This window comes from Micromonospora sp. NPDC000663 (assembly GCF_042898105.1).
In the GTDB taxonomy this organism is placed as follows: Bacteria; Actinomycetota; Actinomycetes; order Mycobacteriales; family Micromonosporaceae; genus Micromonospora.
The window spans coordinates 238667-253009 of record NZ_JBIAYR010000002.1 but is presented as its reverse complement, the minus strand read 5'-3'; the positions used below and the strand labels follow the sequence as shown (position 1 = coordinate 253009).

Annotated in this window: 13 protein-coding genes; 8 read left to right on the top strand and 5 right to left on the bottom strand. The window is 73.9% G+C overall.

Annotated features, from left to right (window positions below):
- The first annotated feature begins 33 nt into the window (after positions 1–33).
- Positions 34–636, top strand: coding sequence for a DUF4232 domain-containing protein (locus tag ACFY1S_RS09820; RefSeq protein ID WP_387114976.1), 603 nt, complete (start codon positions 34–36; stop codon positions 634–636).
- Here ACFY1S_RS09820 and ACFY1S_RS09815 read toward each other — a convergent pair.
- Positions 631–1497: an ABC transporter permease subunit gene (locus tag ACFY1S_RS09815; protein ID WP_364372786.1), complete on the bottom strand. Its 867-nt coding sequence runs from the start codon at positions 1495–1497 to the stop codon at positions 631–633. The genes ACFY1S_RS09820 and ACFY1S_RS09815 overlap by 6 nt on opposite strands.
- Positions 1497–4361: an alpha/beta fold hydrolase gene (locus ACFY1S_RS09810; protein ID WP_387114972.1), complete on the bottom strand. Its 2865-nt coding sequence runs from the start codon at positions 4359–4361 to the stop codon at positions 1497–1499. The genes ACFY1S_RS09815 and ACFY1S_RS09810 overlap by 1 nt, the downstream gene beginning before the upstream one ends.
- Positions 4362–4733: 372 nt before the next feature.
- On the opposite strand from ACFY1S_RS09810, the gene ACFY1S_RS09805 reads away from it, so the two are divergent.
- Genes ACFY1S_RS09805 through ACFY1S_RS09775 form a run of 7 tightly spaced genes read left to right on the top strand, consistent with a single transcriptional unit; the run spans position 4734 to position 12856 of the window.
- Entirely contained in the window at positions 4734–5921 is a 1188-nt protein-coding gene (locus tag ACFY1S_RS09805; RefSeq protein WP_387114969.1) for a hypothetical protein, read from the top strand.
- Positions 5908–8364 carry a nitrate- and nitrite sensing domain-containing protein gene (locus ACFY1S_RS09800; RefSeq protein ID WP_387114967.1) on the top strand — a complete coding sequence of 819 codons (2457 nt, stop codon included), beginning with the start codon at positions 5908–5910 and terminating at the stop codon, positions 8362–8364. Before ACFY1S_RS09805 ends, ACFY1S_RS09800 begins: the two co-directional genes overlap by 14 nt.
- Positions 8361–8837: a roadblock/LC7 domain-containing protein gene (locus tag ACFY1S_RS09795; RefSeq protein WP_357982942.1), complete on the top strand. Its 477-nt coding sequence runs from the start codon at positions 8361–8363 to the stop codon at positions 8835–8837. The genes ACFY1S_RS09800 and ACFY1S_RS09795 overlap by 4 nt, the downstream gene beginning before the upstream one ends.
- Entirely contained in the window at positions 8834–9310 is a 477-nt protein-coding gene (locus tag ACFY1S_RS09790) for a DUF742 domain-containing protein (protein ID WP_364372770.1), read from the top strand. The genes ACFY1S_RS09795 and ACFY1S_RS09790 overlap by 4 nt, the downstream gene beginning before the upstream one ends.
- Complete coding sequence (locus tag ACFY1S_RS09785) at positions 9288–10046, top strand: ATP/GTP-binding protein (protein ID WP_387114964.1); 759 nt, start codon at positions 9288–9290, stop codon at positions 10044–10046. Before ACFY1S_RS09790 ends, ACFY1S_RS09785 begins: the two co-directional genes overlap by 23 nt.
- 38 nt (positions 10047–10084) lie before the next feature.
- Positions 10085–10600 carry a hypothetical protein gene (locus tag ACFY1S_RS09780; RefSeq protein ID WP_387114962.1) on the top strand — a complete coding sequence of 172 codons (516 nt, stop codon included), beginning with the start codon at positions 10085–10087 and terminating at the stop codon, positions 10598–10600.
- Between the two features lie 39 nt (positions 10601–10639).
- Positions 10640–12856, top strand: coding sequence for an AAA family ATPase (locus ACFY1S_RS09775; protein ID WP_387114960.1), 2217 nt, complete (start codon positions 10640–10642; stop codon positions 12854–12856).
- A 17-nt stretch (positions 12857–12873) separates the two neighbouring features.
- On the opposite strand, the gene ACFY1S_RS09770 is transcribed toward ACFY1S_RS09775, so the two are convergent.
- Genes ACFY1S_RS09770 through ACFY1S_RS09760 form a run of 3 tightly spaced genes read right to left on the bottom strand, consistent with a single transcriptional unit; the run spans position 12874 to position 14251 of the window.
- On the bottom strand, positions 12874–13227 hold the full coding sequence (locus ACFY1S_RS09770; protein WP_387114957.1) for a gas vesicle protein K: 354 nt from the start codon (positions 13225–13227) through the stop codon (positions 12874–12876).
- Positions 13224–13436: a gas vesicle protein gene (locus tag ACFY1S_RS09765; protein WP_387114954.1), complete on the bottom strand. Its 213-nt coding sequence runs from the start codon at positions 13434–13436 to the stop codon at positions 13224–13226. Before ACFY1S_RS09765 ends, ACFY1S_RS09770 begins: the two co-directional genes overlap by 4 nt.
- On the bottom strand, positions 13433–14251 hold the full coding sequence (locus ACFY1S_RS09760) for a GvpL/GvpF family gas vesicle protein (RefSeq protein WP_387114951.1): 819 nt from the start codon (positions 14249–14251) through the stop codon (positions 13433–13435). Before ACFY1S_RS09760 ends, ACFY1S_RS09765 begins: the two co-directional genes overlap by 4 nt.
- Positions 14252–14343 lie beyond the last annotated feature (92 nt).

The following is a 14343-nucleotide window of genomic DNA, read 5'->3' as shown; positions in this document are numbered from 1 at the left end:
CTGCGGGACGCCCGCATGAGCGAGGATCGGGGGATGATCTCCCTCCGCACGGCAGCACGGCGACGGACCAGCGCGGCGGTCGCGGCGACTCTTCTGCTCGCCGCCTGCACGCCCGCTGACCATCGGGGCCAGGGCGGAGACCCCACCGGCCCTCCGCCGAAATCCCCGAGTCCCACCCCGTCGGCGAGCGTCGATCCGATCGCCGACTGCCCGGCCTCCGGTGTGCGCATCCGGTCGACCGGAGGGGACGCGGCGATGGGGCTACGCGCCCTCGGCCTAGAGCTGGTCAACTGCGGTGACCGCCCCTACCGGCTCAATGGCTACCCCGTGCTGTGGGTCCTGAACGAGGAGCGCGAACCGATCATCCTGCGAGTGGTGAACGGGGCCGGGGACATCACGTCGGGGTTCGATCAGCCGCCCCAGCAGCTCACGCTGCAGAAGGGCGAGCGGGCCGTCGCCACCGTCCTGTGGCGCAACCTCGTCACCGACTCGACCGTGCGGGCCACCGCAGGGGCGTACCTGCGGGTCGCGCCCTCCGCCGGGCAGCCGTCCGAGGACGTCGACCCGGACGGGCCGATCGACGTGGGCAACACGGGCCGGATCGGCGTAAGCGCCTGGCGCACGGCCCCGCTATGAGGTGATGTCCTTGCGGGTGAAACGCCAGAACGCCAACCCCCAGAACAGCGTCGCGTAGCTGATCGCGGAGATGCAGCCGCGTACCACGTCGTCGGTCTGCACGGGCGTCGAGAGCAGCCCCAGCCAGGCGGTGCTGAAGTGGGTGGGCAGGAAGTCCCGCAGCGCGCCCAGGGCGGTGATCTGGTCGAGGATGCTCGACAGGATCCACAGCAGCACGGCACCACCGACGGCGCCGAGCGCGGCGTCCGTCGTCACCGACAGCAGGAACGCCAGCCCGGCCACCACCAGGAGTACGACCGCCAGGTAGCCCAGCACGGCCAGCAACCGGAGCAGCCCCTCGGTCGGCTCCAGCTCGGCCGCGACAGTGCTGCGCAGCGGCGACCAGCCGTAGCGCAGGGTGCCGGCGACAAGTGCCGTGCCGGCCAGCAGCAGCAGGGCCAGACCCGAGTACGCGAGCGCGACCACCAGCTTCACCGTCAACAGCCGGGCCCGGGGCACCGGGATCGCCAGCAGGTACCGCAGGCTCCCCCAGCTCGCCTCACTCGCCACCGTGTCGCCGCAGAACAGCGCGACTACCACCACCAGCAGGAACGACGCCGACACGAAGATCGAGAACAGGGTGAAGTTGAGGCCGCCCGAGGTGGCCAGGTCGACCAGGCTGGCGAACTCGTTGTTGCCGTTGTCGTCGTCGCCACCGGAGTTGAACTGGAACGCGATCAGGATGATCAGCGGCAGCAGCACCATGAAACCGAGCGCCAGCTGGGTCCGCCGCCGCGACGCCTGCCTGCGGAACTCCGCCGCGAACGGCATGGTGGCCGACGGCCGGTAGCCGCGTGCCTCACCCGCGCCAGAGACAACCATCAGCGGTCACCGCTTCCCCGAGAGTTCTCGCCCACCAGGGCGAGGAACGCGTCCTCCAGGCGCCGCCGCGGCACCACCCGGTCCACCCCGATGCCGGCGCGTACCAGCTCGGCCACCACCTCGCTGCGGGCCGTGCCGTTGGTGTCGACAACCAGCTGACCGTCGCTCTCCGGCAGCACCGTCACCCCGTGCAGCCGGTCCAGCACCGCCCGCGCCGCCACCGGGTCGGTGACGTCGAACAGCACACTCGGCGACTCGCCCACGATCTCCTCCACCGGCCCGGACGCCACGATGCGGCCCTTGTTCACCACCACCGCGTGCGTGCAGGTCTGCTCCACCTCGGCCAGCAGGTGGCTGGAGACCAGCACCGCCCGGCCGTCGGTGGCGTACCGCTGGAGCACCCGGCGCATCTCGGCGATCTGCGGCGGGTCGAGCCCGTCGGTCGGCTCGTCCAACACCAGCAGCTCGGGAAGGCCCAGCATGGCCTGGGCGATGGCCAGTCGCTGGCGCATCCCGTGGCTGTAGTTCTTGATCTTCCGGTGCACGGAGTCGCCCAGCCCGGCGATCTCCAGCGCCTCGTCGAAGTGCGCGTCCTCCCACGGCCGCCCGGTGGCCTTCCAGTACGCCCTCAGGTTGTCCAGCCCCGACAGGTGCGGCAGGAAGCCGGGCCCCTCCACCAGCGCGCCGATCCGGGACAGCACCGGTGAACCGGGCACCAGCCGCCGGCCGAAGACGTAGATCTCCCCGGCGGTTGGCTGGGTAAGCCCCATCAGCACCCGCAAAGTGGTGGTCTTGCCGGCCCCGTTCGGCCCGAGCAGACCCACCACCTGACCCGGGTGCACCTCGAAGTCCACGTTCGACACCGCCACGAAGCCGTCCGCGTACTCCTTGCGCAGTGCGCGCACGGCCAGCGGGGTGTCCGCGTACTCCGGATGCACCGAACGGTCCTGGCGGCGGTGCCGGCGGCGGACCACTGCCACGACCACGACGAGCCCGATCGCGATCGCCGCGAGCAGGCCGGCGAGCACCCAGCGCCAGACCGTCGCCGTGGTGGGGATGGGCTCGCCGTCGACAGTGGGCAGGCTGACGGCGCCGTCCGCCGCCACCCTGTAGACGGTGGGCGCGGCAGGTGTGGTGTACGCCTGGTCGGAGCTGGCCACGACCAGCCGCAGCCGGTGCCCGGCCTCCACCCGACGGACGATCGCGGGCAGCGTCACGGTGACCGGGCGGGCGTCCTGCACCCGCTGCGGCAGCCCGGTGAGCCGGATCGGGGCGACCAGCCCGTTCGGCAGGGTGGCCGCGCCGTCCTTGTCGACGTCGTAGAGCTTGACGAACAGCACCGCTTCGCCGGTCGGCGACGCGGCCCGCAGGGTGACGGTGGGCGAGCCGGCCACGTCCACCGCCTCGGTCAGCGGCGTCGACTCGAAGCGGGCGTGCTGGCCCGGGACGTCACCGGCCACCCCGTCCAGCAGCGAGGCGAGCCCGCCCGCGAACGGGATCGAGGAGATGGCTGCCGGGTTGCCGTTCGGTGGGTTCGCGATCGGCTGCGCCGGACCGGCGACCACCACCTCCCGGCGGCCGGTGCCGGCGAGGCCCGGATAGTCGGCGCGGCGGAAACCGGTGGCGACAAGCCCCCGATCGAGCGCGTCGAAGCCGGCGATCCGCGACCAGGTGAAGTCGTCGCCCGGCGCGTCGCCCTCGCCCTTGACGTAGTGGTCGAGCCACTGCACGGTCAGGAACTTGACCCGGTCCGAGTCCGAGCGGGGGCCGGCGCCGCCGTCGTGCCCGCCGGTGAACCAGGCGACCCGCACCGGAGTGCCGGCGGCGGCGATGCCCTTCGCGTTCGCGTCCGCCTCGCCGAGGGGGAAGAGCGTGTCCGCCTCGCCCTGCACCAGCAGGGTCGGCGCCTTGATCTTGTCCAGTACGCCCGCCGGGCTGGAGCGGCGCAGCAGGTCCACGGCGGCCTGGTCGGCCTGGCCGGTGGTGGCGATCCGCAGGTACGCGGCGCACACGTCGGCGGCGAACCGTCCGCAGGACGGGTCGGCGGCACCGGTGGGAGCGCCACCGGGGCCGGTGCCCGGGCCGGCACCGGGGCCGGGGCTGGGCGGTCCGGCCGACGCCGGCGCGCCCTCCGGCTGGGCGGCCGTCGCACCTGACAGTCCGGCCGGGCCGCTGCCCACGTTGCCGCCCCCGCCGAAGAAGAGACCGGCCCAGCCCTTCTTGAACACGCCCTCGGTAGGCGCCCCGCCGGTGCTCTCCGGCAGGAACGCCCGGGACAGGTCGTTCCAGGTGATCATGGGGACGATCGCGTCGACCCGACGGTCCTGGGCGGCCAGCAGCAACGCCAACCCGCCGCCGTACGAGCCGCCGACCACACCGACCTTCGGATCGCCGGCCGCGTCGGTACGCACCTCCGGGCGGGCAGCAAGCCAGTCCAGCAGCCGCTCGGCGTCGCGCACCTCGTAGTCCGGGTTGTCCAGGTGGATCTCGCCGCCGCTGCGGCCGAAGCCCCGCGCGGTCCAGGTCAGTACGGCGTAACCGCGCCCGGCGAACTCCTTCGCGTCCGAGCGCACCGACTCCTTGGTGCCGCCGAACCCGTGCGCCAGAAGGACCGCCGGCACCTTCCGCCCCGGCGACGCGTCGGCCGGCAGGTAGAAGGTGGTGTCCAGGTCCACCGGCTGGTCGCCGGCCGGTCCGGAGCGGACGGTGAGCATCGCGCTCTCGGTGCGTACGCCCGACCCCTGCGGCCACGCCGCCCAGGTCACGGCGGCGGCCAGCAGGACGACGACGACTGTTGCGGCGATCGCGCGGCGGCGGGTGGGCAGTGCACGCCGGATCCACGCGGCCGGCGACGGCGATCTCATGCGGCACACGGTACGGCCCGCAGCCTGAGCGTTGGCTGAGATCCGCCGTACGTCTGTCCGGTTGCCCCGATCGGTGATCCGGACCGGTGCGACCGCGCATCGTCGGACGCGGCCCAGCGAGTTGAGTTCGGATCCCGTGAATTCCGATCTTCCTCAGATATCCCCCTCGATGCTTCCATGTCACACCCATCGACAGAACGCAGCGTGCTGTCCACCAGGACGAACCGTGACGTCGCCCGTACTGACGCAAAGCCGACTCGTCGACAACGGTCCGGACCACCGAGGTTCGATTAGTTTTCCGGTCCGGTGCACGGGACCCCATCGGCGAAGCCCACCGTGCCGCCCCCAGCCCGACGCCGGAGGAGACACACCATGGCAGTCCCCGCACCACGGGCCCGTCGACGGCACTCCACAATGGGCCGGCTGCTTCCGCTGCTGCTCGTCGTGGCGCTGCTGGCACCGATGGGCCTGCTCCTCGCGCAGACCTGGCAGCACACAGGCGACGACCGGGACCTGGCCGCCCGGGAACGGCTCGGCGTGCAGTACCTGCGCGCCCTCGCCCCGGTCACCGACGCGCTGGTGGAGGCCCAGTCCGCCGCGGTCAGCGGCCGCCCCGCTTCCGGCGAGGCACTGGCCCGGGCCGTCGAGAAGGCCGCCACGGTGGACGCCCGGATCGGCGTCGAACTGCGCAGCCAGGAACGCTGGGCGGGGCTGCGGGCCAAGCTGGAGGCACTGCGTGCCCGGGGCCCCGCCGACCCGGCCGCCGCCTTCACCGCGTACGGCGAGGCGACCGACCTGCTGCTGGCCCTGCACCGCAAGGTCCGGGAGAGTTCCGGGCTGGTCCGCGACCCCGCCGCCGACTCGTTCTTCCTCCAGGACAGCGCCGGCCAGGAACTGCCCGAGGCGGTGGTCGGCGCGGGCCGGCTCGCCGACCTCGGCACCCTCCTCGCCCGCCGACCGGCCGCCGAGCAGTCCCGCGGCCTGCTGGAACTGACCGCGCTGCGGGTGTCCGCCCTGGCCCCCGCCAACGACCTGGTCGACAACCTCAGGTCCGCGGTGGACGGGTCGGAGAGCACCGACCTGGGCGCCAACGTGCTGACCCCGCTGGACAACTACCAGCGTTCCGTGGAGGCGCTGGCCGCGTACTCACAGCCGGCCGGCGGAACCACAGAGGTGGACGCGGGCCGGCTCGGCGCCGCCGGGATCAACACGCACACGGCGGCCCGGCAGCTCCAGCCGGTCATCCTCGCCGAGCTGGACGCCCTGCTGGCCGACCGGGTCGACGACCTGGACCGGGACCGCTGGATCATCGCGGGCGCTGTGGTGGTCTTCGTGCTGCTGGCAGGCTGGCTGGCCGCGCTGCTGATCGCCACCGAGCGCCGGGCCCGCCGCCGCGCCGGCATGCCCGAGGCGGACGCCCCCGACGAACCAGCGGCGGCGGACGCCTGGCAGCCACCGATCGGCGCGGGACGGCCGAGCGACAAGCGGGCACTGCAACCGGTAGGCGCGGCCCGCGAGGCGGAAGTCACCCCGTGGGGGCCGTTCGATGCTGCTCGCTAGGCTCCGGATCCGCGGCAAGCTCGCGCTACTCGTGGTGATCCCACTGCTCAGCATGGTCGGCCTCGCCGTGCCCGTGGTGCTCGAACGGGTCGCCGCGGCCCAGCGCGCCGGTGACATCACCGACCGGGTACGCCTCTCCAGCCGGGTCGGCAGCCTCGTCCAGGACCTCCAGCAGGAACGCATCCTCTCCGTCGGCTTCCTGCTCGGCCGCGTCGAACGCGCCGAGGTGATCCGCAAGTCCGCCGACGTGGACGACCGGGTGGCCGACCTGCGGGCCACGGGCGGTGACGCGTTGACCGATCAGGTCGACACTGCACTGGGCCGGGTGTCCAGCCTCGTCGACCTGCGTACGGCCGTGCTGGCCCGTGCCGTCAACCCCGGCCAGGTGATGGACGCGTTCGGCCCTGTCAACATGGGGATGATCGCGTCGCTGCGGCTGGTGGTGGGCGTGGACACCGACACGTTGCCCGGCCGCCAGGTGCTCGCCCTCGACGGGCTGCTGCGCGCCGACGAGGGCCTGGCCGCCTGCGCCACCCTGAGCCTGTTGGTCAAGGCGATCGGCACGCCTGACACCACCGCCGCCTACGTGGCGTGCATCGCCGCCCTCCAGGTCGACAACCAGCGCTTCCGCGGCCTGATCACCCCCGAGCAGCTCAAGGTGTCCCAGCTCAACGACGCGGCGGTGGCCGCGCGTACCAGCCCCGACTTCCTGGTCACCAGCGCCCGGGACCCCGCCCGTGCCGTCCGCGACGTGCCGATGGACGCGCTCTTCCCGGCCGTCCGCACGATGATCCGGCTCGGCCAGTTCGTCGAGAAGAAGCTCGTCGCCGACGTCCTCGCCGAGGTCACCGCCGAGCAGCGGCGGGCGCTCACCGCCGCGTACCTGGTCGGTTCCGCGGCGACGCTGATCCTGGCGCTGGTGGTCCTGCTCAGCGCGGCGGTCGCGCGTACGGTGGCGCGGCCGTTGACCCAGCTCACCCGCTCCGCCGACCGGGTCGCCCGGGTCGCCGAGGCGGAGCTGGTGCGGGTCATCGACGACGAGACCGAGAGTTCCCAGTCGGTCCGGTTGGAGCCGGTGGACATCAGGGCCAACGACGAGATCGGCGACCTGGCCCGGGCCTTCGACCGGGTGCAGAGCACCGCCGCCCAGCTCGTCGAACGGCAGGTCGTCGGCAGGCGCAACGTGGCGCAGATGTTCGGCCACGTCGGGCGGCGTACCCAGAACCTGGTGGGCCGGCAGATCGCGCTGATCGACCGGCTGGAGCAGCAGGAGGCAGACCCGGGCCGGCTGGAACACCTGTACCGCCTCGACCACATTTCCAGCCGGCTGCGGCGAAACGCCGGCAGCCTCGTGGTGCTCTCCGGGTCGGCCGGGGCGGACGCGCACACCGCGCCGGTGCCGCTGGCCGACGTCGTCCGGTTGGCGCTTGGCGAGATCGAGGACTACACCCGGGTGGAGGTGCGGGTCCCGGCGGGCGTGTCGGCCGCGCCGGCGGTGGTCGGCGACCTCGTCCTGACACTGGCCGAGCTGATGGAGAACGCCACTGTCTTCTCCCCGCCGCACACCCGGGTGCTGGTGACAGGCGAGACGTCCGGGCTCGGCGCCCGGATCACGGTCGTGGACCACGGCATCGGCATGTCCGAGCAGCGGCTGGCCGAGGAGAACGTCCGGCTCACCCGCCGGGAACGGCTCGACCTGGCGCCGACCGAGGTGCTCGGCCTCTTCGTGGTGGGCCGGCTGGCCCGCCGTCACGGTTGGGAGGTGAGCCTCGCCGCCACCCCCGGCGGCGGGGTGACCGCCCAGGTCGACATCCCGTCGCAGTCGCTTGTGCTGCGCCGCGCGGACCCGGTCGGCGCCGTCGTGGCCCGGGTCGCGGTGCCCGACCGGACGGTCGAGCCGGATCGCGGTGCCCCGGCTCTCGCGGCGGCGGCCACCGCCACCGTCCACGTCGACGCCGACCTGCTCAGCCGGGCGACCCGCAGCCTGGAGACCGGCCCGTCCTGGGACGCCTTCGGCGCCGGCGCCGACCAGTCGGAACCGGAGACGCCCGCGTCGCCGCGCCCGGAGCCCTCGGGTGCGCCGGCCAACCCCCGGATCCGACAGCGGGTCCCCGGGGCCAGCCTGACCGCCACCACCGCCCCGTCGAAGCCGGCGGACGCCACAACCGCCGACCCGGCGGCGGCCCGCGCGCTCGTCGAGGCCTTCCAGTCCGGCGTACGCCGTGCCGAGCGGAGCGGGCCGGCGGCTCCCGACCGGCCCCTGCTGAGTCGACGGGTCCCCGGGGCGAACCTGACGGTCACCCCGCCCTGCCCGCCGGCCAGCACGCACCTCGGCGACCCCGCCGAGGTGCGCCAGCTCATCACCGAGTTCGAGGCGGGCGTCGCCCGTGCTCTCCGCGAAGTCAGCCCAGACCGCCGGAACGAAGAAGGATCATCACGGTGACCAGCCCCTTTGTGCACGACAACGTCGACCACCAGAACCCGACAGGCGCCGCCGGTGACCTCAGTCCGGAGGCGCGCACCTTCAACTGGCTGCTGGACTCCTTCACCTCCAGCACGGCCGGGGTGCTGGAGGCGATCGCGGTCTCCTCGGACGGGTTGCTGATGGCCATGTCGGCGATCAAGGACCGGTCCAACGCGGAGCGACTGGCCGCCGTGGTCTCCGGCATGACCAGCCTCGCCGGCGGCGCGGCCAGCTGGTACGCCCTCGGCGGCCTGAACCGGGTAATCGTCGACATGGCCGACGGCTACCTGCTGATCAGCGCGATCAGCAGCGGCTCCGTGCTCGGTGTGGTCGCCGACCGGTCGGCCAACCTGGGCACAGTCGCGTACGAGATGACTCTCTTCGCCGGGCGGGCCGGCAACGCCCTCACCCCACGGCTGATCGTCGAACTGAAGAACGCCGTCCAGCAATGACCCCCGACGTCGCTGCCGAGGAACCGGACCCGGAACCCGGGGTACGGATCCGCCCCTACCTGCGTACGCCCCCGGGCGGGGACGCCGCGCCGGCGGCGACGCAGTCCGAGCCGGGCGGTGCTCGGCCGGCGGCTCCCCGGCCGTTCGTGCTCACCTCGGGGCGGGTCACCGGCGCCGATCCGGCGATCGGCCTCGAGACGCAGGTGACAGTGCGCTCCGAGAGCGGCTGGTGGACCGGCGCGCAGGACACGCTGTTGGCGCCGGAACACCACGCGATCATCGCGCTCTGCGCCGAGCCGATCTCGGTGGCGGAGCTGTCGGCCCGGACCCGGTTGCACTTCGGTGTGACCCGGGTCCTGGTCGGCGACCTGCGCGCCGCCGGGCACCTGGACGTGCACGTCAGCGACTCCGACGAAGCGTACGACCCCGATCTCATCCTGCGAGTGATTGATGGACTCCGTGCGATCTCCTGAATGGCCGGTCGCCCCGCTGGGGGGTCCCGCCGGCAACAGCGCCACCGCCCGCTACGGCATGCAGCCGGGCACCGGCCCCCTGCTCGGACGCACCGGCCCGCCGGCTGCCGCACCGCCGCCGTACCTGCCGCCGGCCGTCAGCGGGGCGACCCCGCAGCCCGCCGACCGGCCGGCCGCACCACCGGTCCCGGTCAAGATCCTGGTCGCCGGTGGGTTCGGGGTCGGCAAGACCACAACGGTCGGGGCGATCTCCGAGATCGCGCCGCTCACCACCGAGGCCGAGATGACCACCGCCGGGATCGGCGTCGACGACCCGGGCACCCGGTCGACCAAGACCACCACCACTGTGGCGATGGACTTCGGTTGCGTGACCATCGACCGCAGTCTGAAGCTGTACCTGTTCGGCACGCCCGGGCAGACCAGGTTCGGCTTCATGTGGGACGACCTGGCCCGTGGGGCGCTCGGCGCGCTGGTGGTCGTGGACAGCGCCCGGTTGGACGACTGCTTCCCGGCTGTCGATTTCTTCGAACAGGCCGGGCTGCCGTTCGTGGTCGGGGTCAACGCCTTCGACGGGCGGCTGGCCCTGCAACTCGACGAGATCCGGTGGGCGCTCGCCATCGGTGATCATGTACCTCTGGTGCAGTTCGACGCCCGGGACCGGCTCTCGGTGCGGGACGCCCTGCTGGTCGTCCTGGACCGTGCTCTGGACCGGGCCACTCGAGACAGGAGGGCCTGAGCCGACCGGCTCCGGCCGTGGCGGGAAGGGGTGATCTGGTGAGGGGCGACCTGGAGGAGACGCTGGCCCGACTGGCTCGGCGCGAGGAGGCGCTGCGCCGGCGGGCCAACGACCGCGACAACACACCACCACCGGGGCCGGTCGGCGGCCCGGTCAACCACCCGAGCGGCCCCGCCAACCCCCGCGACTCCGGGCCGGCCCGGCACGGACGGGACGTCCCCGACGAGCCGGCCGGCTGGGGTCCGGTCGAGGAGGTTGCCGAGGCGGTCCGGCAGATCGTCGGCGCCAACCCCGGTCTGGCGGTGACCGTCCGGGTGGAGCACGCCGGGCGGACGTACCCGCTGCGGGTGTCCTGGGACGGCCCGGACGTCACGGTCGGCCCGGAGCTGCCGGCGGCGCCCGTGGAACCCCCGCCGGCCTGGCCGTTGTCGGGGCGGACGGTGCCGGCGTGGGCCCCCGGCCCGGACGGATTGTCCCCGGACCCGGCGGCCCGCCTGGCCGAGTTGATCCGGCGGGACCCGTCGCTGCTCGACGAGTTGGACCCGCGGCGCTGACCCGACGCGGGATTCGCCGCGGGCGGCTACGGTCGGGCGGTGGCGCAACCCGACCTGACCCTGCTGGCGAGCCTACGGCCGGCAGCCCTCGACGCTCGACGTGGCGTCGTACGACTGCACCCGGAGGCGCTCACCGCGCTGGGCCTGCGTCCCGGTGATCCGGTGCGGCTGAGCGGTCGCCGGGAGACGGCCGGGATCGTCGCGGCCGCCGACCCGGGCGCGAGCGCCGCGATGCTGTACGCCGACGACCTGACGCTTGGCAACCTCGGCCTGCGCGACGGTGGTCAGGTACGGGTGAGCCCGATGCCGCTGACGGCGGCGGGTCGGGTCGTCCTGCGTGGCCCGGTGGGGGTGGCGGCGGCGGTCAGCCCGGAGATGCTGCGGCTCGCCCTGCTCGGCAAGGTGGTCACCGTCGGCGACGACGTGTCGCTGTTGCCGCAGGACGTGCTGCCGGACGCCTCGGTACGCAGCCTGGTCGAGGCGGCCCGTCGCAGTCTCGCCAACACGGTCGGCTTCGCCTGGACGAGCACGCTTCTCACAGTGGTCGCTGTGGAACCGGCCGCCGGCGCGCTCGTCACCATGGACACGCTGGTCGGCTGGGAGCACTGGCCGGCCACCCACGACGCGCCCGCCCCGGCCGCCGTTGCGCCGGCCCGGGCGACAGGCACTGTCCGGCCGGCCGCCCCGGTCGACGACGCCCCGGACGTCGACGAGCTGCCCGGCCTGCGACCCCAGGCCGAGGAGCTGACCGAACTGCTCGACCTCGGCTTCCACCATCGGGAGGTGCTGGGACGGCTGGGCACCACCATCTCGCTCGGCGTGCTGCTCGGCGGGCCCGCCGGCTCCGGCAAGTCGGCGCTGGTCCGGGCGGTGGCGGCCCGCGTCGGTGCCCGCGTCCACCCGCTGTGGGCGCCCGAGGTGGCCGCGCTGACCAACCAGGCCGCGGCGGACCGGCTGCGGGCCACGGCGACGGCGGTACGCGCCGGCGGACCGGCGGTGCTGCTGATCACCGACGTGGAGGCGCTCGCCCCGGCCGACGAGCCCGGCCCGGTGGCGACCGTGTTCCGGCAGGTGCTCGCGAAGACCATAGAGGCCGGTGCCGCGGTGGTGTGCACCACCAGCCGACCGGAGGCTGTCGACCCGGCCCTGCGCGCACCCGACCTGCTGTCGCTGCGGATCAGCATCCCGCTACCCGACCCGGCGCTGCGCCGCGAACAACTCACCGTGCTGACCCGCCAGGTGCCGCTCGCCGACGACGTACGGCTGGACGAGGTGGCCGCGCGTACCCCCGGGTTCGTCGCGGCGGACCTGGCCGCGCTGGTCCGTGAGGCCGGGGTACGGGCCGCGCTGCGGCAGAAGGCGGCCGAGACGCCGACTGTGTCGATGGGTGACTTCACCGCCGCCCTGGAGGTGGTCAGGCCGACCACGATGGCCGCGTCCACCCTGGAGGTGGCCTCGGTGACCCTTGACGACGTCGGCGGTCTGGGCGAGGTCAAGCAGACGCTCACCGAATCCGTGCTGTGGCCGCTCACCTACCCGGACACGTTCGCCCGGCTCGGTGTGCAACCGCCGCGCGGCGTGCTGCTGTACGGGCCGCCGGGCTGCGGAAAGACGTACCTGGTGACCGCGCTCGCCGGGTCGGGACGGGCGAACGTCCTCTCGGTGAAGGGGGCCGAACTGCTCTCCAAGTGGGTGGGCGAGAGCGAACGCGCCGTCCGCGAGCTGTTCCGTCGGGCCAGGGAGGCGGCCCCGACGCTGATCTTCCTGGACGAGGTGGACGCGCTCGCGCCGGTACGTGGCCAGTCCACCGATGGCGGCACCACGGACCGGGTCGTCGCCGCGCTGCTCACCGAGCTGGACGGGGTGGAGACCCTGCGCAACGTCGTGGTGGTCGGGGCGACGAACCGGCCGGACCTGGTCGACCCGGCGCTGCTGCGGCCGGGGCGCATGGAACGGCTGGTCTACGTGCCGCCACCGGATCCGGGCGCGCGGGCGGACATCCTGCGGGCCGCCTCCCGGCACGTGCCGCTGGCACCGGACGTCGACCTGGCGGCCCTCGGCGACGAGCTGGTCGGCTTCTCGGCGGCGGACTGCGCGGCGCTGGTCCGGGAGGCGGCGCTGGCCGCGATGCGGGAGTCGTTGACCGCCGCGACTGTCACCGCCGCGCACGTGGCGACGGCCCGGCAACGGGTACGCCCGTCGCTGGACCCGGCCCAGGTCGCCTGGCTGGCCGCGTACGCCGCCGGCCGGTCGTGACCGGACGTCGGCCCCGGTCAGTCGGTCGGTAGCAGCGGGCCGAGCGGCCCCAGGTCCAGGTTCAGGTCCTCCGGGGCCAGGCCGAAATGGTCGCGCAGTCCGACCATCTGCTCCTCCAGCGCCATCAGCGTCACGCCGATCCGCTCGACCTGCTCCTCGGTGAGGTCACCGAGGTCCACCCGGCGCAGGGCCTGCCGCTCCATGAGCTGACGCAGCAGCTCGACGACGGTGAGCACCAGGCTCGCCAGCCCACGCTCGACCGAGTCCCGGTCCACGGCGATCCGGCGGTCCAGCGGGGTCACCCGGGGCGGCTGCCACGACGCGGCGCCGAGCGCGGCGGCCAGCTCCGACGCCTCGTCCCGCCCGGTCACGCGCCGTCCTCCTGCTGCGGCAGCGCGCCGACCGACGCGACGAGCGCCCGCAGCGAGATCCGTACCAGGTCCACGTCGGCGATGGCCAGGGTGATGTCACCGCTGATCACCACGCCGGTGGCGAGGACCCGGTCGAGCAGGTCGACCAGGGCGACCGGCCGGTACGCCAGCGGATCGTCCGCGCTGCTGGGCGCGAGTGACGTGGTCACCCCGGCTCCCGTACGGTGAGCGCCGGCTCCGGCCGTTCCGCCACGAAGGAGTACGGCGGCCACGGCCCGGTCAGCTCCAGCCGTACCCCCGGATGCCGGTGACCCAGCGAGCTGACCAGGTCGGTGAAGCGGGGCAGCGCCGCGACGTCGACCAGGTACGCCCCGTTGAGCACCATCGGCGCGGACGTCCCGGAGAGCCGCCGGTCCTGCGGGGCGTGCCGCCGACCCGCCACGGCCAACTCGCACAGGGCGCCGTGCACCGCGTCAGCGGCCGCGCTCGCTACCTGCTGGCGTTCCTCCCGGCTGGTCAACTGGGCGCGTCGGCGCCGCAGGTACGCCGTCCCCACCCCGCCGTGCCCGGTCGTCTCGGCGTCCACGGTGGCCGCTCCCGGCGCCAGGTAGCCCTTGACCCCCCACTCCCCGCGCCCGGTCAACCGGTCAAGGGTGGCGACAAGTTCCGCACGGCGGTCGGTGAGCGAGCGGGCCACCCGCTCGTCGTCCGTGTGCACGGTGGCGAGCCGGGCCGGCACCACAGGACCTCGCCGGGCCAGGGCCTCGACCACCGCGTGATGCGCCCGGGCAGCCCGCTCCAGCCACGCCAGATCCTCCAGATTGCGCCGTAGCGGCTGCTCGCCGTACTCGTCGAGCGGGGCGGTGCTGACCACGGCCACCAGTCCAGCGGCGGGCACGGCGCGGACCGGTCCGCCGTCCATCCCGGGGATCGCCGCGAGCGTCGCCGGTTCGGCGTCCCGGACCACGCCGTGCAGCCAGGCACCGGCCGCCGGGACGGTCAGGTCCACGGCCACCTCAACCATCCAGGTCACCCCACCCCTGCGCTTCGGCATCCCGGCGTAGCGCCCGGGCCGCCACCCGGGGCCGCCGCTCCGCTTCGACCTGCTCCGGGTCG